Origin of the sequence: Manganibacter manganicus (genome assembly GCF_002075885.1) — a bacterium.
GTDB lineage: Bacteria > Pseudomonadota > Alphaproteobacteria > Rhizobiales > Rhizobiaceae > Mesorhizobium > Mesorhizobium manganicum.
In genome coordinates, this window is the sequence record NZ_MDET01000015.1 from 45225 (window position 1) to 61467 (window position 16243).

20 protein-coding genes, 2 tRNA genes and 1 pseudogene are annotated in these 16243 nt (G+C 59.6%); 17 read left to right on the forward strand and 6 right to left on the reverse strand.

Annotated elements, in window-relative coordinates; genetic code table 11:
- Window positions 1–19: 19 nt before the first annotated feature.
- The 3 genes from BFN67_RS11535 to BFN67_RS11545 all read right to left on the reverse strand — a co-directional run bounded on the left by BFN67_RS11535 (window position 20) and on the right by BFN67_RS11545 (window position 1347).
- Window positions 20–544 (reverse strand): disulfide bond formation protein B, encoded by a 525-nt coding sequence (locus tag BFN67_RS11535; protein ID WP_080919760.1) that lies wholly within the window; start codon window positions 542–544, stop codon window positions 20–22.
- A 20-nt stretch (window positions 545–564) separates the two neighbouring features.
- Window positions 565–1152, reverse strand: a complete 588-nt coding sequence (locus BFN67_RS11540) for a YqaA family protein (protein WP_080919761.1) — start codon at window positions 1150–1152, stop codon at window positions 565–567.
- Window positions 1153–1260: 108 nt separating this feature from the next.
- Window positions 1261–1347: transfer RNA gene (locus BFN67_RS11545), tRNA-Leu, on the reverse strand.
- Window positions 1348–1538: 191 nt separating this feature from the next.
- On the opposite strand from BFN67_RS11545, the gene BFN67_RS11550 reads away from it, so the two are divergent.
- Complete coding sequence (locus BFN67_RS11550) at window positions 1539–2063, forward strand: gluconokinase (RefSeq protein WP_080919762.1); 525 nt, start codon at window positions 1539–1541, stop codon at window positions 2061–2063.
- A gap of 376 nt (window positions 2064–2439) precedes the next feature.
- Window positions 2440–2516: transfer RNA gene (locus BFN67_RS11555), tRNA-Arg, on the forward strand.
- A gap of 192 nt (window positions 2517–2708) precedes the next feature.
- Here the strand turns inward: BFN67_RS11555 and BFN67_RS11560 are convergent.
- On the reverse strand, window positions 2709–3239 hold the full coding sequence (locus tag BFN67_RS11560; protein ID WP_067179845.1) for a hypothetical protein: 531 nt from the start codon (window positions 3237–3239) through the stop codon (window positions 2709–2711).
- Between the two features lie 175 nt (window positions 3240–3414).
- On the opposite strand from BFN67_RS11560, the pseudogene BFN67_RS11565 reads away from it, so the two are divergent.
- The 4 genes and pseudogenes from BFN67_RS11565 to BFN67_RS11585 form a co-directional block, all read left to right on the forward strand.
- A pseudogene (locus BFN67_RS11565) lies at window positions 3415–3555 on the forward strand (Hsp20 family protein); the annotation flags it as partial.
- An 84-nt stretch (window positions 3556–3639) separates the two neighbouring features.
- On the forward strand, window positions 3640–4149 hold the full coding sequence (locus tag BFN67_RS11570) for an Hsp20/alpha crystallin family protein (protein ID WP_080919763.1): 510 nt from the start codon (window positions 3640–3642) through the stop codon (window positions 4147–4149).
- Window positions 4150–4224: 75 nt separating this feature from the next.
- The gene (locus BFN67_RS11575) at window positions 4225–4983 is read left to right on the forward strand and encodes an ETC complex I subunit (RefSeq protein WP_067179855.1); all 759 of its coding nucleotides are present in this window, start codon (window positions 4225–4227) and stop codon (window positions 4981–4983) included.
- Window positions 4984–5667: 684 nt separating this feature from the next.
- Complete coding sequence (locus tag BFN67_RS11585; protein ID WP_067179857.1) at window positions 5668–5940, forward strand: hypothetical protein; 273 nt, start codon at window positions 5668–5670, stop codon at window positions 5938–5940.
- 18 nt (window positions 5941–5958) lie between these two features.
- Here the strand turns inward: BFN67_RS11585 and BFN67_RS11590 are convergent, their stop codons facing one another.
- Entirely contained in the window at window positions 5959–6735 is a 777-nt protein-coding gene (locus BFN67_RS11590) for a 2-keto-4-pentenoate hydratase (protein ID WP_067179860.1), read from the reverse strand.
- Between the two features lie 319 nt (window positions 6736–7054).
- Here BFN67_RS11590 and BFN67_RS11595 point away from each other — a divergent pair, with 319 nt between their 5' ends.
- The 3 genes from BFN67_RS11595 (at window position 7055) to BFN67_RS24530 (ending at window position 8722) form a co-directional block, all read left to right on the forward strand.
- Window positions 7055–8200: a porin gene (locus BFN67_RS11595; protein WP_067179863.1), complete on the forward strand. Its 1146-nt coding sequence runs from the start codon at window positions 7055–7057 to the stop codon at window positions 8198–8200.
- A 64-nt stretch (window positions 8201–8264) separates the two neighbouring features.
- Window positions 8265–8576: a hypothetical protein gene (locus BFN67_RS11600; RefSeq protein ID WP_139789148.1), complete on the forward strand. Its 312-nt coding sequence runs from the start codon at window positions 8265–8267 to the stop codon at window positions 8574–8576.
- Window positions 8573–8722: a hypothetical protein gene (locus BFN67_RS24530; RefSeq protein ID WP_012561350.1), complete on the forward strand. Its 150-nt coding sequence runs from the start codon at window positions 8573–8575 to the stop codon at window positions 8720–8722. Before BFN67_RS11600 ends, BFN67_RS24530 begins: the two co-directional genes overlap by 4 nt.
- A 24-nt stretch (window positions 8723–8746) precedes the next feature.
- On the opposite strand, the gene BFN67_RS24535 is transcribed toward BFN67_RS24530, so the two are convergent.
- On the reverse strand, window positions 8747–9136 hold the full coding sequence (locus BFN67_RS24535) for a hypothetical protein (RefSeq protein WP_192856817.1): 390 nt from the start codon (window positions 9134–9136) through the stop codon (window positions 8747–8749).
- A 245-nt stretch (window positions 9137–9381) separates the two neighbouring features.
- Here BFN67_RS24535 and dapA point away from each other — a divergent pair, with 245 nt between their 5' ends.
- The 8 genes from dapA (at window position 9382) to kdpC (ending at window position 16219) form a co-directional block, all read left to right on the forward strand.
- Window positions 9382–10290: a 4-hydroxy-tetrahydrodipicolinate synthase gene (dapA, locus tag BFN67_RS11610; RefSeq protein WP_245295239.1), complete on the forward strand. Its 909-nt coding sequence runs from the start codon at window positions 9382–9384 to the stop codon at window positions 10288–10290.
- Window positions 10291–10473: 183 nt separating this feature from the next.
- Window positions 10474–10668 (forward strand): hypothetical protein, encoded by a 195-nt coding sequence (locus tag BFN67_RS11615; protein ID WP_067179866.1) that lies wholly within the window; start codon window positions 10474–10476, stop codon window positions 10666–10668.
- 54 nt (window positions 10669–10722) lie between these two features.
- Entirely contained in the window at window positions 10723–10968 is a 246-nt protein-coding gene (locus tag BFN67_RS11620) for a hypothetical protein (RefSeq protein ID WP_080919767.1), read from the forward strand.
- 485 nt (window positions 10969–11453) lie between these two features.
- Complete coding sequence (gene kdpF, locus BFN67_RS11625; RefSeq protein WP_067179871.1) at window positions 11454–11543, forward strand: K(+)-transporting ATPase subunit F; 90 nt, start codon at window positions 11454–11456, stop codon at window positions 11541–11543.
- A 30-nt stretch (window positions 11544–11573) separates the two neighbouring features.
- Complete coding sequence (kdpA, locus tag BFN67_RS11630) at window positions 11574–13277, forward strand: potassium-transporting ATPase subunit KdpA (protein ID WP_067179874.1); 1704 nt, start codon at window positions 11574–11576, stop codon at window positions 13275–13277.
- 8 nt (window positions 13278–13285) lie between these two features.
- A complete protein-coding gene (locus BFN67_RS24540) occupies window positions 13286–13462 on the forward strand; it encodes a hypothetical protein (RefSeq protein ID WP_172709596.1) in 177 nt (58 codons plus the stop codon).
- A gap of 42 nt (window positions 13463–13504) precedes the next feature.
- Entirely contained in the window at window positions 13505–15574 is a 2070-nt protein-coding gene (gene kdpB, locus BFN67_RS11635; protein ID WP_067179877.1) for a potassium-transporting ATPase subunit KdpB, read from the forward strand.
- Between the two features lie 72 nt (window positions 15575–15646).
- A complete protein-coding gene (kdpC, locus tag BFN67_RS11640) occupies window positions 15647–16219 on the forward strand; it encodes a potassium-transporting ATPase subunit KdpC (protein ID WP_067179880.1) in 573 nt (190 codons plus the stop codon).
- The last annotated feature ends 24 nt before the right edge of the window (window positions 16220–16243 follow it).

The window sequence follows — 16243 nt, forward strand, 5'->3', positions numbered from 1 at the left end:
GTCCGTCACGGCTGGCCGGTCAACGCTTGAGCAGCGCGCCGCGAAAGGCGACGATGGCGAGGATCAGGCTGGCAATGGCGTTCCAACCGGCCATGGACAGGCCGAGGATACGCAAGGCCGCCTTGTCGCAGGACGGCGGCACGAATTTGTTCAGCGCATCGAGGACCCCGTTGCCACCAGTATCCACCGGCCCCGCAATATCGGTGCAATCGGTCGGGCCGGGCCACCAGCCCCATTCGACGCCGGAATGAAAGACGCCCAGATAAAGCCCATAGGCCATCAGCAGCCCGCCGGCGAAAAGCAGCAGCCGCGTGTTCCATGACGGCAACCGCATCGCCGAAGACAGGACAGCCGCCAGCATCAGCGGCACGCCGACATAATAGGGAATGCGCTGCTCGTAGCAGAGCTTGCAGGGGATGTAGCCACCTATGTACTGGAAGCCAAGCGCCGAGCCGACCACCGCCGCCATGGCAACAGCCAGGAACAGGGCAGTCAGTTTACGCTGGCGTTCAACGCCGACGGCCGGATCATCTGTGGCGGACATGACAACGAACTCCGTGCGACCTAAAAAGCGTATTTGAAGATCAGATAAAGCGCGATCAGCACGGCGGCCGCCACGCCGACAATCATCCCGAGGCGCTTTTCGATGAAATGCCGGATCGGCTCGCCATAACGGCGCAGCAGCCAGGCCAGCAGCAGGAAGCGGGCGCCGCGCGCAACGATCGCGGAAAGGATGAACCAGCCAAGCGGAAAGCCGATGACTCCCGAAAGAATGGTGACGACCTTGATCGGCGGCAGATGCGCCAGGCCGGACGTGACCAGCATCAACAGGATGATGCCGTCGCCCGACGTCATGCGCAGATGTTCGAATTCATCAAACTTGCCATAGAATTCAAGCACCGGCCGCGCCAGCGTGTCATAGGCATAATGGCCGATATACCAGCCGAGAATGCCGCCCAGTACGGAGGCGACAGTCGCCACCAGCGCGTAGCGATAGGCGCGCACCGGCCGCGAGAGCGCCATGGGGATATAGAGCACATCAGCCGGAACGAGAAAGACAGAGCTTTCCACGAAGGCGATAACGGCCAACCACCATTCGGCGGATTTCCTTGCCGCCAGCGACAAGGTCCAGTCGTAAAGTCCGCGAAGCATGATCCCCTCGAATTCAGGCGTTGCCTCGAATAGAAAGAAATGTGCGGCGGCACAATGGCGGCGGCTTCACGAAATCGACAGCCGATTGCCGCAGGTGCCGGCGAAGGATGGTGCGGGTGGTCGGACTCGAACCGACACTCTGTCACCAGAAACGGATTTTGAGTCCGTCGCGTCTACCAATTCCGCCACACCCGCATGAATGCTCCAAAGCACTGGAGCGCAAGACGACAATCCCGGTGGCGTGCGGATCGGGATCGCCGGCAGCCCGAGCGACGTAATTCATCGGCCGCTCCGATGCAAGAGCCATTGTCTCTATCGGCTTGACAAGATTTTCGGCCTGGGCTGCTTTCACGATAAAGGGCAAATCGATGAGCGAAGCGACACGAATGAGATCGACAGGACTGGGGCGAGCTTTCGTGGTGATGGGCGTCACGGGATGCGGCAAGACGGCCGTGGGACAGATGCTTGCAGCGAGGCTCGGCGCCATTTTCATCGAAGGCGACGCCCTGCATCCTGCAGAGAATGTCGCCCGCATGGCGCGCGGCGAGCCGCTGACCGATGACCTGCGCGCCGGCTGGCTGGATGCGATCGGCAAGGCGATCACGACGGAATCAGGCCGCAACCGCGACGCCGTCGCTGCATGCTCGGCCTTGAAGCGGCAATACCGGGACCGCCTGCGCGGCTTCTCGCATGGGCTGGCCTTTGTCTATCTCAAGCTCGACCCATCAACCGCCAGGGCGCGGGTGACAGCGCGCACCGACCATTTCATGCCGGCAAGCCTCGTGGAAAGCCAGTTCGCCATTCTGGAGGAGCCTGACGTGGATGAAACCGCCTTGACGCTCGATGCGACACAGCCCATCGAAACGCTGGTCAAGGCTGCGGCAAACCATTTCCGGCTATTTCCAGATTGAAGCGTCGCGCCTGTTCCGCTAAGAAGCCGGGACTGGCCGCTCCGGTGGCCGGTCGTCTCGTTGGCCGTATCGTCGGCCTTCGAGAAGCACCCGTAGCTCAGCTGGATAGAGCGCTGCCCTCCGAAGGCAAGGCTAAGTCAAGCGCGCTGTGGGTGATGGTTGAAAAAGTTGAGGAATGCCAAGCGATTGGCGGAACTCGAAGGAAGCAGAGAAACTGCTTCCGTGGTCACGGAAGCGCCGCGGAAGCAAACTGAAGGAAGCTGTAGAGTACGAACGACCACAATCGGCAGTGCCTCGAGCTCGCACCGTTTGCGATCGTTTGAAGTTGGAATCGAGATTGACCCCGGTCGATCTCGGACACTATCTGAAGATAAATGCACCCATAGCTCAGCTGGATAGAGCGCTACCCTCCGAAGGTAGAGGCCTCAGGTTCGAATCCTGATGGGTGCGCCATCTGCCTCCTAACATGGCTCAGGGTCGAGCGGTTGCTCCCCATCTCTCGAACAGCCCGTCACGAAATCCCTTCCGGATTCTCACCCTCATGGGGCGTTGAGGAGTTTCCCCGTTGAAGGAGTCGGCCGAGACGGAGGCTCCGGGCGGAAGGCTCCGTGTCCTTGGGGATACCCACGATATTCCGGCGCGCAATCATTCAGGAACGGTCAGCAATCCCTTCACAGCAAACAGCTCGACCGTGCGCATGAGGATGGCGCTCGCATGAGTGAAGTTTCCGAGCTGATCCTTGAAATAATAGCTCCACTTTTCGCCATGGAAGAGGTTGTTCCGCAGGCGGTAGACGATGATGAGCAAGGCCAGAATGGTCTCCGCGGCGCCCGTTTGAGCCTCACTTGAAACAGCCTCGACCTCGGTACGGCCGCCGTTCGGGCCCGGGTGGAAGCGCAACGCCTGGAAGCGATGGTTGAAACCACTACCGTCGCGGTAACGCGCCGTGAAGAACGCAAGAGCCTCCTGAAAGGGCTCAACATCCAGACCAGATCCATGGTTCGCGGCCTGGGCGACGCGCGCACGGAAACCGCCAATGCTGGCATTGTTTGCCATCACTCGCGCTTCGAAGAAGCTCCAGAGCAGGGAGAATTCGTGGATTGCCTGGCGCTCGTCGGGAACCAAGTGAGCGTAGCCTTCGGTATTGGCGTTGAGCCATGCCTCAACAGGCGACATCGATCTTTCTTCCCGCACTCGTTTCGCAACCTACGCCCAGATGACAAAACAACGACCGGGCACTGGGTAAATCTACCCTCATTCGTAGGGTAGCTCACCGAACAGACCGATCATGAGATCACCGTCGTACAGAGAAAATGGAATCTCGACATAGTGGTCTGGATGGCGAGGAAGCCTGGTCAATGGTCTATTGACGATCGATCTTAAGCGCGAGATCCCCGAAGAGATGAAACTGCGCCGGATCGAGATCACGGCCGAAAAGGCGCTGCCCCAAGTCGAGACCAGGCCCATCGAGGCAGAGAAGCAGGCCGCCTGAGGTCCTTCTCAGCGCGACTCGCGAACGACGCCGGGCGCCGACGGAATAGCAATGTCAATCGAACGAACAGAAAGGAGAAGGATAATGAGTGTCCGTGATTTGATCCCTTGGGGCCGCAGCAACGGCAATCAGGTTCCCAGTATCTTGCGCGAGGGCGAACGTGATCCGTTTCTCTCGTTGCATCGCGAGGTGAACAGGCTGTTCGACGACGTCTTCCGCGGCTTCGGCTCGAACCTACCCTCTCTCGTTGGCGCGTCCGCCTTCAGCGGCGGTTGGCCGAGCGTGGAGATCTCCGACGGCGAGAAGGAGATCAAGGTGACCGCCGAAGTCCCCGGCTTGGAAGAGAAGGACATCGAAGTCCTGCTCGACGATGGCGTGCTGACGTTGAAGGGCGAGAAGCGCTCCGAAACGGAGGACAAAGACAGGCAGTTCACCGAGCGCTTCTATGGCCGCTTCGAGCGCCGCATCCCGCTCGGCTACGAGGTCAAGGACGACAAGGTCGACGCGCGGTTCAGGAACGGCGTGCTAACCGTGACCTTGCCCAAGAGCGAGAAGGCGCAGTCGCAGGTCAAGCGCATCGCCATCAAGAGCTGACGCATGGCAGGCGCCGACGGCGAGCCATCTGACCGCCGTCGGCTGCATCCTTCGCCAGAGAGGAAGGGATGAAAGATGGAGACGACGAGATCAACGGATCAACCAGAATATCAATTGCTGCAGGGACGGCCGTCGAACGACAACCGGCACACGCTCCTTTCGATGGGGCGCCCGGTCTTCCCGCACGACGCGGTTGCGCGCATTTACAAGCCGTCACGCGCGGTAACGACCTCCGGAATGGCCCGCACGAAGGGTTGGCGACTTGTGTTCGAGCGGCGCACCGCGCCCTTCATCGAACCGCTTATGGGCTATACCGGCGGCGACGATACGCTGACCCAGGTCGAGCTAGCCTTCCCGACACCGGAATCGGCCATCCGCTACGCCGAGCGGCAGGGGCTTACTTATATTGTCCAAAGGCCGACCGGGCAAATCGGCAACGCCAGCAGTCGCCGCGTCAATGAAAAGCCTCCGCGAGTGGAAAGGTCGATGCACTCGTTCTCAGACGCGACGCTGGATCGACTAGGGCTGGCTGCCCTTCAGGAAAGATACGGGCACGCCCTCGACGACGCAGCGAATCGAAACGACCGGTCCGGTCCGGAGAGTTGGACATCGCCCATGGGCGTGGTCTGCGATCCTACGCTAACGGTGGAAGCCAAGCGGTCGATCCTGATGAACTGGGCTTGGACCGAATACCTAATCGACCAGGCAACCAATGAAGGGATGCCTGAGAACAACCGGCCGTCGCGCCTCGACGAGGTCGAGCAGGCGCTGCTGGCGCTCGAACGCGAGCTTGCGGCCGACCGGGGTAATTCAGGCACGCGAAAGGCGGCATGAGGTGCAGCGATTGACCCACGTGTGGTTTTCGATTGCCAGAAGGTTCTGCCGGGACGGTTCGCGCTGACGCTTGCCGTCCCCGCAGAAATGGCACCACCTGGCCACTCTCTTGATTTGTCCAACGACGCGAGAGCCGTTCCGCTCTCGGCCAGCCGATCACGGCGTCCGCCGCGTCCTGGCCATCAAAGGAGCGGCGAGCCCAACGTACACTCTCCTCCCAAGCCATATCGCCGGAGACGGGACAGAAAGACGGATATGAATCGGGGCGTCCAACGCTCAACAGGTTATCGTCTCTTACATGCAAGTCTTTAGGTCGCAGCTTGTGGACCAATGGCAGCTAAAGCGGTTGCTGCCCGTCATCGGCGCCGGTCTGGGTTTATCGTTGAGAGCGTCCGCGTATAAAATTTGACTATATAGCCTGAAGGTTATCCCTCTCGAATTCCTATGCAGTGGCATCCTAGAAATGGCTGCGCACTGGAGCGCCGAGGGAGCGCTCATCGGAAATGGCTGGGAATGATCGGGGCAGGAAGAATCAGAACGAGGCACCGCGCCCTCAGAACGAGCCAGGTGGGGGTGGGCTTGGCTTGTTGCTTGTCCTTGCAATTACGGCGATCGGCGTCGGGTATGTTGGCTACCGGCTGACTCTCGTCTTCGGCCTGATCTAAAGAACGATCCTAGCGTGTCATGCGGTTAGACGAGCAGTCGCGAGAGCACATTGGACGCTATGGCATCAAGCTGGTCGTCGCTGCGGCAATCGCTTACATTCTGAAGAGCGAGAATTTCCTTGCAACCTTTGCGTTGTGGACCGGCATATACGGCGTAATGGCCGTCGCTTACGCAGTTCATCGCGGCGAACGATTCGGCAAGACCAGCTTCACCTATTGGGATGAAGCTCTATGGTTGGCGGCGACGGCGTTGGGTCTCTACATTTTCAGTGGTCATCAACTGGCCGTTTGATCGGCTAAATCTGTTGGTTCAAAGAAAGCGTGCGGCTGCGTCGCCTACGCCTGACAACTCGACCTTCAGTTCCTGACCAGGAAGGATTTGCAGCAGCATCGGGATGATCGATCCGGTTGCTACGATATCGCCGGCACTGAGATAATTGCTTCTGGCGATCAGGTCATTCACGAGCCAGAGAGCAGAGTTGATCGGATCAACCAGCCCCTCTCCCGATGCCGACTGAAACACCGGAACGTTGTTGATCGACGCTCGCATGTCGATCCTGTCCATGGCCTCCAGGCCTGTTGGCTCATGATATTTGTCGACGATCGTCGAAACATGGAACGCATAGTCAGCGATGGCGGCCAGGTGTGGTTGCCCAGTCAGGTGACCACGTCGCCCGACAAGACCGATAGCCGGTTGGTAGCTCAGGATCGCCTTGCAAAATTGATCGCGAGTGATGGGCCAATGGTCTGCCCCCAAGGGACCTCCTATCGTAAAGACGATTTCGCATTGTGCCCCGATGAAACCTTGGGGAAGCCGGAACGGCCCGTGGGAGTCTTGAAGCACTGTTCCCACAGGAATCGGGCAGTAGATCGGACTGGCAAGGCCAAGCGAGCCGCGAATGGCCGGGCAAGTCCCTATGAGGGCGTAGCCTACCGCGTCATTGGCGAAGGCTGAGATTGCTGCTGACTGCACCGCCCAAGCGTCGTCTTCGCTTCGAAGCAGATCGAAAGGGATGTCTGAGGTCAGTCCCTGCCGACGGTTTCGGCAAAGCAAGTTAGCGAGATAATCGAGATTCTGGTCAATCATAGAAGCACACTCCCGCGCGAGAGAGGGCGCAAAGTCGTGCTCAGTCAAATAAAAATCCGGCTATATGAGTACGTATATTTTTGTCGGAGCTTTTCTTATGAAAATACTATCGCAGCGCGGCTGAGCTCCCGTCGAAATAATATGCGGCTCTATTTAGCTTGAGGGTCCCACCAAACCGGAAGGATCTGAAGGTATGAAGCCGCTTAAACCGTCCCTCGCACCCGCAGCTGCGGCCACAGCCGAGGCCGGTCGTCCAACAAGACCGGGGTCTGGGCGTCGGCGGACGCTTTGTCGGGGCGCGGTCGGCGCGGTCGCGATCATGGCCGGTTCGATGATGGGTCTTGGCCAGGCAGCGGCGGAACCCCTGAGCGCGCCGAGCTTTGGTGGCCCTCTGCGCCCGATCCCCGATCCTATGAGTACGGATGCGGGCGTGTTTGGTCGGCTTCATATCACCGGCCAGCTCACAGGCATCGGCAATACGCAGACGAACGGCATTCCCGGCGTCGATCCCCGAACGACAGATCCTCTCGTTGATATCGGCAATGCCCAAATTCAGGTGCAGACAACCGGGGCGCCCTTGACGTTCTTCGTCCAGGGCGGTGTCTACTCGCTGCCTTCTTTGGGTTCGGCCTATACCCGCGCAACCGACGTCACCGATCAGTTGTACGGGCCCGTGCCCGTTGCCTATGGCAAGCTCGAACTGTCGCCTAATTTCTCGGTGCAGGCGGGGTTGCTGCCGACGTTAATCGGCGCGGAATCGACCTTCACGTTCCAGAATATGAATATCGCGCGCGGCCTGCTCTGGAACCAGGAGCCGGCCATCAGCCGCGGTGTGCAGGTGAACTATAGTAATGGACCGCTCAACGCCTCGGTGTCGGTCAATGATGGTTTCTACTCTGGGGATTACAACTGGGTATCCGGTCTGTTGTCTTATGCGGCGACGCCGTCGAGCACGATCACGCTGGTCGCCGCAGGCAATTTTGCAGAGTCCGGCAAGACCGGCGCGGCGACGCCTCTGGCGCAGAACAACAGCAGCATCTTCAATGTGATCTACACCTATGTCGACGGCCCGCTGACGCTCCAGCCCTACCTGCAATACACAACGGTCCGCTCGAACAGGGACATCGGGATTGATCGCTCGGCCGAAACATTCGGCGGAGCGCTGTTGGCTCGATATGCCATCAATGAGAATTTCTCGATCGCTGGACGCGCCGAGTACATCGCTTCAAGCGGAGGAGATTGCGGCGTCGCCGCAGACTGCGCCCCCACTAATCTGCTCTACGGGCCGAAAAGCAGGGCGTGGTCGCTGACGGTGACGCCGACCTACCAGCGCGGGATCTTCTTCGCGCGCACCGAGCTCTCGTACACCCGCATTGACCGGGTCACCGAAGGCTACGGCTTTGGGTCCAATTTCGACAAGCGCGACCAGGTTCGCGGGATGTTTGAAGCTGGGGTGCTTTTCTAGGACGGGCGCGGGCGGAAATGCGGAGCCGCCGGCTCCGCAGATGCTCTGCGGACTTAGGTGAAACATGAGTTTGGAACAGATCATATCGAAATTGGAGGCTCCTCAAGCCACAGTGACTGTGTATCCGGTCGTGCCCGTTCTCTGGGTCTATCGGAACTATGATGATCGCTGGACTGTGCATCTTGAAGGTGAAGACTCCGAGTGGTGCCACCCCACGCGCAATGATGCGGTCGGTGCCGCGAGGCTGATAGGCGAGAGTTACGGCTGCTATCGTCTCTTTCTGCAACTGTCAGACGGCCGTTTCTGCCTGGAGATGATGAACCTCAGTCGACGGCGCGAACCGCGCCAGGTTGACCCAAGTGAGGGCGAAAATTGAGCCAGGCTGTACCAAGCAAGCGCCAAGTCTCCCGACACCTCATCCGCTGCGGCGTGGAGATCATCGTTCTGGTGGTGATCGCCGGTTGCGCTGTTCTTGCTGCCGCAGGCCCCAGCATCTATCTGGTGCTCAGCAATGGCGGTTGAATGCAGAGTTGCAGGCCGTCCTGCTCACCCCAGGTTGCTGCGGTCGAAACCGAAGTTCTGCAAACGCGAGCGACGCCATAGATCGGAATACCTGCTCCTGATGTTTGCGGCGAGCTGTGCCGCTGTGCAAGTCGTCGCCATAGTTTTTCTGAGAGCGGCATGACACGCCCTGCTGCTCCCGCCCTCCAACTCGACGACCGAAGGCGCGCTATCGGTGAAAGCCGTCTGGCTGAGTTGCCAAGCCTGAGGACGCAGTTGGAAATGGCCAGAGTCCTCAAGGAGCACCACATCTGGCTGGCGGTGAGGATTATCGAGGAGCGCGAAGACCAGGCGCAGTTTCGACGGCACCGCCGGCTCCGGGATCTGCTCGAAGCGAATGCCTTGCTTGAAGCGGTGATCGAACTCGGAGCTCATCTCCAGCCAACACGGCACCCTTGGTCGATGGGGCGGTCGGGAGATCGTTGGCGTTGTCGCGTGGCGTAGAACGATCACGGTAATTTGCGCAGGTGCGTGGGCCGACACGATGACTTGGCGGCTGCCCTGATGATCGCGTTGCTAAGCTCCCTCGGTCGTCGCCGGGAGCGGCCAAAAGAACTCTCGAAAGATGGAGAACAGGCAGCATGACGCCCAGAGGCGACCCTCCGTTATTCGGCGGTCTGATGACCGCACTTGTCACTCCGTTTAGGGGTGAGGCTATCGATTTCGACGCCTTGGCGGAGCTCGCCAACTGGCAGATCGACCAGGGCGTACGGGGGCTTGTCGCCTGCGGCACCACGGGCGAGGCGCCGACCCTGTCTCATCCGGAATGGGCGGCGGTGATCCGGTTGTGCGTCGAGGTCTCCAATGGCCGTGTGCCGGTGATCGCCGGCTCGGGGACCAATGATACACGGCGTACCGTGGAGTTGACCAGCGAGGCGGCTCGCCTTGGCGCGGATGGTGCTCTGGTCGTCACGCCTTACTACAGTCGGCCCAGCCAGGAAGGCCTGTTCCGGCATTTCGAAAGCGTCGCGCAATCTGCGGAACTGCCGATCATCATCTACAATGTCCCTTCGCGGACCGCCGTCGATATCAGGATCGAAACGCTCGATCGTCTTGCACACCTGTCAGGTCTTGTCGGCATCAAGGACGCAAGCGGAGATCCGACGCGGGTAAGCACGATGGCCCTCTACTTTGGCGATCGTTTCACCCAGCTTTCCGGACATGACCGATCCATGCTGGCTTTCATGACGACTGGCGGCGATGGCGCGATTTCGGTCGTTTCGAACGTCGCTCCGATGCTGACCGCGGCGATGATCGGCGCGGTGCGGAAGAGTGCCTATCTGGAAGCTCGGCGCATCAACGCCCATCTTTTCCCGCTGATCGAGGCGCTGGAACTTGAAAGCAATCCATGCCCGATCAAGTTCGCGTTGCATTGCGCGCGCGGATACTCGCCGGCCGTCCGCCTTCCGCTGGTCGAGGTCACTGAAGGCACCGCAGCAAGAGTACGCGCTGCCGTGGCGGAGATCGACACATTGGCGATCGATACGTCTTTGGTCGCCGAGCGGTCTCTCGTCCCCCTCTCGGCCTGACCGGGTAGCCTTTATAAAAACAGCATGATGCTGCTGTGTTCTCCAATGAAAATACGGATGAAATCCGGCTGTCCGTGAAATGGAGAACAAATCCAGACATCCTTAAATTCAATGTATCGGCAAAAGACATCATTTGACTCGACGAGTGGAATGGCCTGCCGATACTGAGAAAGGATCTCTGCAATGCACCCTCGCGGATACAATTTCTATGCGATGCAACAACAGAACAAGGCCAACCATGGGCGGACGGATGGCGAAGCCAAGGTTGCCGTGCGCTCGGATGAGCCGATGGCCGACGTTGGAATGTTCCTGCGGCTCGGAGTCGTGATGGCCCTCGTGATTGCGGCTGTCGCCACAGTCACCGCGTTGGCCGGCTAGCGCGCCAACGACGTCCACAGCTCACTCTTCAACGAACAATCAGGATCATCTCCCATGGCAAGCGCCACAGCGAAAGAGCCTCCCCAACCTCTGAACCATTTTTTCGTCGGCCAGGACAACCGAGGATGCTGGACCGTCCGCGATGAGCGTAACCTCGTCGGCGGCTGCTTTGTCAGCAAGGATGCGGCGATTCACTTCGCCCGTCAGGAAACCAACAACGCGCCGGGGGCTGTGATCTGCATGGCCGAAAGCCAGCGCCTGAGTCTGGACCCGCTGTTTGGACATCGGGCAGCCGCCTAGTCGGCTGCCGTCGATCCGGCCCGCCCCCGCCTTTACACTCGCTGACCTTCTCGCGACGTTGGAGATGGAGAGGTAAATCTTCGCCTTGAGATAAGCAAAGCCCGCCGACTCTACCGAGTCGGCGGGCATTTTACTTATCAACGGGCTTCCACCGAGAAATTCCTATGAGATTTTAATGAGTGAGGCCAAAAACACTATTAGATTCTTATTTTTTGAGGCCCCGTCCTCTCTCGAACCTATATGCGGTTCGCGTCCATATTTCCGCCAAATTCCTCCTCCGGCACCCGTGCTTACGCTCGGGCGCGCTGGAAGAATTATAGCTGTGGCTTGCCAGTTTTTCCGTATTGGCTGGTCATTCTTATCAACTGCCGCGCCGGAGGCGAAAGTAATGGACGTTATTGTGCTGGCAATATGTGTTGGATTTTTCGCACTGATGTTTGGATACATCAGAATTTGCGAAAAGCTCTGACTGGGAGAAATCAATCATGATCTTGGAATACTTCCTCGGAGCAGCCGTCGCGGTCTTTGTGACTGGCTATCTGCTCTATGCCCTCGCTCGTCCCGAGCGGTTCTGATCAAGACAGTAGCTCGGAAAGAACCCACCGATGACAATAAATGGATGGATACAGATCCTGGTCTTTGCCGGGATCATCATCGCGCTGGTAAAGCCGCTCGGCGGCTATCTCACCCGCGTCTTGAAAGGCGAGCGTACAATCCTTTCGGCGATTTTTGGACCGCTCGAACGGGGACTGTACCGCGTCGCCGGAACGAATGAGAATGAGGAGCAGCATTGGACGACCTATGCGCTGGCCATGCTGCTCTTCAACCTTGCTGGCTTCACGGTTCTCTACCTCGTTCAACGTCTGCAGGGAGGGTTGCCGTTCAACCCTCAGGGACTGGGAGCGGTTGAGCCGACCAGCGCTTTCAATACCGCTGTCAGCTTCGTGACCAATACCAACTGGCAGGGCTATGGCGGCGAGACCACCATGAGCTATTTGACCCAGATGGCGGGTCTTACCGTGCAGAACTTTGTGTCGGCAGCGACGGGCATCGCGATTGCGGTCGCATTGATCCGCGGGTTCTCTCGGGCATCTGGCAAAACGGTCGGTAATTTCTGGGTCGATCTCACCCGCATCACGCTCTACGTCTTGCTGCCCATCTGCTTCGTCGGCAGCCTGGTTCTGGTCTGGCAGGGCGTTCCGCAGAACCTCAATCCGTACACCATCGCAACAACCGTTGAAGGCGCGCAGCAAACCATCGCTCAGGGTCCGGTCGCATCTCAGATGATGATCAAGCATCTGGGAACCAACGGCGGCGGCTTCTTCAACGTCAACGCTTCGCACCCGTTCGAAAACCCGAATGCCTTCACCAACCTCATTCACATGGTCTCGATCTTTGCCATCGGCGCTGCTCTGACCAACGTGTTTGGTCGCATGGTCGGCAGCGAGAAAAAGGGCTGGGCCATCTTCACAGCCATGGGCGTTCTGTTCCTCGCCGGTGTCGCAATCACCTATTGGGCCGAGGCCGCGGGCAATCCGCTTCTCCATTCGCTTGGCCTTGAGGGCGGCAACATGGAAGGAAAGGAAACCCGTTTCGGTATCGTCACGTCGGCGCTCTTTGCAGTCGTTACGACCGCTGCGTCGTGCGGTGCGGTCATAGCCATGCACGACAGCTTCATGCCGCTGGGCGGAATGATCCCGATCATCAACATGATGCTCGGCGAGATCATCATAGGCGGTGTCGGCGCGGGTTTCTACGGCATCATCCTGTTCGTCGTCGTCGCGATCTTCGTTGCGGGGCTCATGGTCGGGCGTACACCCGAATATCTCGGCAAGAAGATTGAGGCGAAGGAAGTGAAGATGGCCATGCTGGCTGTCTTGTGTCTGCCTCTTTCGATACTTGGCTTCACCGCGATTGCCGTAGTGCTCGGCACGGGTGTGGCTTCGATGGCGAACGCGGGTCCACACGGATTCTCCGAGGTCCTTTACGCCTACACTTCCGGCACCGCGAACAATGGTTCGGCCTTTGCAGGTCTTTCCGCCAACACGCCCTGGTACAACATCACGATTGGCCTGGCGATGTTGATGGGACGCTTCATGGTGATCGTTCCAGCGCTGGCTATCGCTGGCTCCCTGGTCGCCAAGAAAACGGTTCCCGAGTCCAGCGGCACGCTGCCTACGACCGGGCCTCTGTTTGTCGGACTTCTGGTGGGTGTGATCCTGATCGTCGGCGGCCTGACGTTCTTCCCGGCGTTGGCGCTGGGTCCGATCGTCGAGCACTTCGCCATGTTGGCGGGCCAGAATTTCTGAGAACCGCGATGACGGCCAAATGGCTGAGATCGATCCGATTTGTCGTGAACCCTCGCTCCTGGTTTCAGGAGCGAGGGTCGGCCAGACCGCCCAGTGCATCGACGATCATTCTCGGCATGACGCTGGCGTTGGGGGGCGTGGTGCTCCTCGCCAAACTTATCACTGAATTGCTCGCGGCGGCGTGACCGAGTGGTTGGCCCCCAAGAACAAACTCGCTGGAGTTTCTTATGAACCAGTCCAAATCCGCGAGCATGCTGGACGCTCGCATACTCGTTCCGGCTATAGGGGATGCGTTTCGGAAACTGAATCCGAAGAGCCTCGCTAAAAACCCGGTCATGTTCGTCGTCGCCGTGGTGTCAGTCCTGACGACGGTACTTCTGCTCAAAGATATTGCCACAGGAGCTGAAAGCGTCGGCTTCTCGCTGCAGATCGTTCTGTGGCTCTGGTTCACGGTGCTATTCGCCAATTTCGCGGAGGCCGTGGCCGAAGGGCGCGGCAAGGCGCAGGCTGAATCGCTTCGCCGTACCCGCACCGAAACCCAGGCCAAGCTGCTCTCGAACGGCGGTTCCGACTACAAAATGGTGCCTGGCGCCACGCTGAAGGTCGGTGACGTTGTTCTCGTCGAGCCGGGCGACATCATCCCGTCCGATGGCGAAGTCATCGAGGGTGTGGCCTCGGTGAACGAAGCGGCGATTACGGGCGAGTCAGCACCGGTCATCCGCGAATCTGGCGGGGATCGTTCTGCCGTCACTGGTGGCACCCAAGTGCTTTCCGACTGGATCAAGGTCCGGATCACGGCTGCGGCCGGCTCGACCTTCATCGACAAGATGATCGCTCTCGTCGAAGGCGCTGAACGCCAGAAAACACCGAACGAAATCGCGCTCAACATCCTGCTTGCAGGGATGACGCTGATCTTCGTACTGGCCGTAGTGACCATTCCGAGCTTCGCGACCTATGCAGGTGGGTATGTTCCCATCATCGTTCTGGTCGCTCTGTTCGTCACGCTGATTCCGACCACAATCGGCGCGCTGCTGTCGGCCATCGGCATTGCCGGCATGGACCGGCTGGTCCGCTTCAATGTTCTGGCCATGTCCGGCCGTGCCGTAGAGGCCGCCGGCGACGTCGACACGCTTCTGCTTGACAAGACCGGGACGATCACGCTGGGCAATCGCCAGGCGAGCGAGTTCCGGCCGATCCGCGGCGTCACCGAAAAGGAACTCGCCGATGCAGCGCAGCTTGCTTCGCTTGCCGATGAGACTCCCGAGGGCCGCTCGGTCGTCGTGCTCGCCAAGGAAAAATACGGTATCCGCGCACGCGACATGGCCAGCCTGAACGCGACTTTCGTCCCGTTCACGGCGCAGACCCGTATGAGCGGTGTCGACCTGGAGGGCTCGTCGGTGCGTAAAGGCGCGGTCGATGCGGTCTTGAAGCATGTCGAGCTTGCCACGGTCGCAACAGGCAGCTCGCGTGCTTCCGCTGAAAGCGTCCGTGAGCTCCAGGGTATCGCCGACGAGATCGGCAAGGCAGGCGGCACGCCGCTCGCCGTGGTGAAGGATGGCCGCCTCCTCGGCGTCATCTATCTCAAGGACATCGTCAAGGGCGGCATCCGCGAACGCTTCGCCGAGCTGCGCCGCATGGGTATCCGCACGGTGATGATCACCGGCGACAACCCGATGACCGCGGCTGCTATCGCCGCCGAGGCCGGCGTCGATGACTTCCTGGCGCAGGCGACGCCGGAGAACAAGCTGGCGCTGATCCGCGAGGAACAGGCCAAAGGCAAGCTGGTGGCCATGTGCGGTGATGGTACCAACGACGCTCCGGCGCTTGCCCAGGCTGATGTGGGCGTGGCCATGAACACCGGCACGGTCGCCGCACGCGAGGCCGGCAATATGGTGGATCTCGACAGCGACCCGACCAAGCTCATTGAGATCGTGGAGATCGGCAAGCAATTGCTGATGACCCGCGGCGCGCTGACGACGTTCTCGATCGCCAACGACATCGCGAAGTATTTCGCGATCATCCCGGCGATGTTCCTGGCGTTCTATCCGCAGCTTGGTGCGCTCAACATCATGGGCCTTGCTTCACCGCAGAGCGCCATCCTGTCGGCGATCATCTTCAATGCCCTCATCATCGTGGCGCTGATCCCGCTGTCGCTGAAAGGCGTAAAGTATCGTGCGATCGGAGCCGGTTCGCTGCTGTCCCGGAATCTCCTGATTTACGGGCTGGGCGGCATTCTCGTGCCCTTTGCCGGCATCAAGCTCATCGACATGGCCATCACAGCCGCTGGCCTCGTTTAGTCGAAAGCGTTCATCACAGACACAATCCGCGAAGCGATATCCATCAGCAGCGGACCATTCAGGACAGTAACGATGCTCAAGCAAATCAGACCCGCGATTTTTTTCATTGTCGCACTAACCGTCATCACCGGTCTCATCTATCCCCTTGGTGTAACCGGTATCGCGCAAGCTCTTTTCCCCCAACAGGCCAATGGAAGCCTGATCGAGCGTGAAGGCACGGTCATAGGCTCCGAACTCATCGGTCAGAACTTTGCCGGCGAGCGATACTTCCACCCGCGTCCTTCGGCTGCCGGTTCAGATGGCTACGATGCCGGCGCGTCCAGCGGATCCAATCTTGGTCCGACCAGCCAGGCGCTTCGCGATCGTGTCGCTGCGGATACCGAGGCATCACGCACGGAGAACAGTGGCGCAGCCGTCCCCATGGACCTTGTTACGGCCTCTGGTAGCGGCCTCGATCCCCATATTACGCCTGAAGCCGCCTACTTCCAGGTGGGCCGTGTCGCCAGAGCCCGCGGCATCGATGAGGCCGCAGTGCGCGTGCTGGTCGATCAGCATGTCGAGCCGCGCATACTCGGCTTCCTGGGAGAACCCGTGGTCAACGTTCTCAAGCTGAACCTGGCGCTCGACGACGCCAATAGAGGCTGAATGAAGGTGCCAGGACGGCTATAG

What these genes read in the sequence shown, in the direction of transcription:
- BFN67_RS11535 (WP_080919760.1), bottom strand. Translation starts at nt 544, where the DNA reads ATGTCCGCCACAGATGATCCGGCCGTCGGCGTTGAACGCCAGCGTAAA.
- BFN67_RS11540 (WP_080919761.1), bottom strand. Translation starts at nt 1,152, where the DNA reads ATGCTTCGCGGACTTTACGACTGGACCTTGTCGCTGGCGGCAAGGAAA.
- BFN67_RS11550 (WP_080919762.1), top strand. Translation starts at nt 1,539, where the DNA reads ATGAGATCGACAGGACTGGGGCGAGCTTTCGTGGTGATGGGCGTCACG.
- BFN67_RS11560 (WP_067179845.1), bottom strand. Translation starts at nt 3,239, where the DNA reads ATGTCGCCTGTTGAGGCATGGCTCAACGCCAATACCGAAGGCTACGCT.
- BFN67_RS11570 (WP_080919763.1), top strand. Translation starts at nt 3,640, where the DNA reads ATGAGTGTCCGTGATTTGATCCCTTGGGGCCGCAGCAACGGCAATCAG.
- BFN67_RS11575 (WP_067179855.1), top strand. Translation starts at nt 4,225, where the DNA reads ATGGAGACGACGAGATCAACGGATCAACCAGAATATCAATTGCTGCAG.
- BFN67_RS11585 (WP_067179857.1), top strand. Translation starts at nt 5,668, where the DNA reads ATGCGGTTAGACGAGCAGTCGCGAGAGCACATTGGACGCTATGGCATC.
- BFN67_RS11590 (WP_067179860.1), bottom strand. Translation starts at nt 6,735, where the DNA reads ATGATTGACCAGAATCTCGATTATCTCGCTAACTTGCTTTGCCGAAAC.
- BFN67_RS11595 (WP_067179863.1), top strand. Translation starts at nt 7,055, where the DNA reads ATGGCCGGTTCGATGATGGGTCTTGGCCAGGCAGCGGCGGAACCCCTG.
- BFN67_RS11600 (WP_139789148.1), top strand. Translation starts at nt 8,265, where the DNA reads ATGAGTTTGGAACAGATCATATCGAAATTGGAGGCTCCTCAAGCCACA.
- BFN67_RS24535 (WP_192856817.1), bottom strand. Translation starts at nt 9,136, where the DNA reads ATGAGCTCCGAGTTCGATCACCGCTTCAAGCAAGGCATTCGCTTCGAG.
- dapA (WP_245295239.1), top strand. Translation starts at nt 9,382, where the DNA reads ATGACCGCACTTGTCACTCCGTTTAGGGGTGAGGCTATCGATTTCGAC.
- BFN67_RS11615 (WP_067179866.1), top strand. Translation starts at nt 10,474, where the DNA reads ATGCACCCTCGCGGATACAATTTCTATGCGATGCAACAACAGAACAAG.
- BFN67_RS11620 (WP_080919767.1), top strand. Translation starts at nt 10,723, where the DNA reads ATGGCAAGCGCCACAGCGAAAGAGCCTCCCCAACCTCTGAACCATTTT.
- kdpF (WP_067179871.1), top strand. Translation starts at nt 11,454, where the DNA reads ATGATCTTGGAATACTTCCTCGGAGCAGCCGTCGCGGTCTTTGTGACT.
- kdpA (WP_067179874.1), top strand. Translation starts at nt 11,574, where the DNA reads ATGACAATAAATGGATGGATACAGATCCTGGTCTTTGCCGGGATCATC.
- BFN67_RS24540 (WP_172709596.1), top strand. Translation starts at nt 13,286, where the DNA reads ATGACGGCCAAATGGCTGAGATCGATCCGATTTGTCGTGAACCCTCGC.
- kdpB (WP_067179877.1), top strand. Translation starts at nt 13,505, where the DNA reads ATGAACCAGTCCAAATCCGCGAGCATGCTGGACGCTCGCATACTCGTT.
- kdpC (WP_067179880.1), top strand. Translation starts at nt 15,647, where the DNA reads ATGCTCAAGCAAATCAGACCCGCGATTTTTTTCATTGTCGCACTAACC.